This is a genomic window from Paracraurococcus ruber (assembly GCF_004353985.1).
GTDB lineage: Bacteria > Pseudomonadota > Alphaproteobacteria > Acetobacterales > Acetobacteraceae > Paracraurococcus > Paracraurococcus ruber.
In genome coordinates this window covers 1-787 of the sequence record NZ_SMOA01000640.1, presented here as the reverse complement: position 1 = coordinate 787, position 787 = coordinate 1, and the positions used below count along the sequence as shown (strand labels likewise).

The 787-nt window shown below is 78.5% G+C and carries 1 protein-coding gene; it reads left to right on the top strand.

Annotated features, from left to right (window positions below; genetic code table 11):
• Positions 1 to 787 (top strand): CCA tRNA nucleotidyltransferase (locus E2C05_RS32240; protein WP_338045240.1); only part of this gene is annotated, 787 nt, incomplete at both ends.

Here is a 787-nt window from a genome sequence, read left to right as displayed (position 1 = left end):
CGCCGGCCGCCGTGCTGGCGGCGCTGCCGGGGGCGCGGGCAGTGGGCGGCGCGGTGCGGGACGCGCTGGCGGGCCGGCCGGTGCAGGATGTGGACGTCGCCGCGCCGCTGCCGCCGGATGCCATCGCCGCCGCGCTCCGCGCCGCCGGGCTGAAGGTGTTCGAGACCGGCCTCGCCCATGGCACCGTCACCGCCGTGCTGGACCATGAGCCGGTGGAGGTGACCAGCCTGCGCCGCGACGTCGTCACCGATGGCCGGCATGCCGAGGTCGCCTGGACGACCGACTGGCGGGAGGATGCGGCGCGCCGCGACTTCACCATCAACGCCCTGTCGCTGACCGCCGATGGCGACCTGTTCGACTATTTCGGCGGGCGGGCGGACCTGGCGGCCGGCCGCGTGCGCTTCGTCGGCGATCCGGCGACGCGGCTGGCCGAGGACTACCTGCGGGCGCTCCGCTTCTTCCGCTTCCAGGCGCGCTACGGGCGCGGCGCGCCGGATGCGGCGGCGCTGGCGGCCATCCGCGCCGCGGTACCGGGCTTGGCGCGGCTGTCCGCCGAGCGGGTATGGATGGAGCTGAAGCGGCTGCTGGCGGCGCCCGACCCGCGCGACGCGCTGGGGCTGATGGCGGCGACCGGGGTGCTCGGCGCGGTGCTGCCGGAAGGCGTCGCGCAGGACATCCTGGCGGCGCTGCTGCGCGCCGGGGCGCCGGCGGACCCGGTGCTGCGCATGGCCGCGCTGGTCGCGCCGGGGGCGGCGGCGGCGCCCCTCGCCGCGCGCCTGCGCTGGTC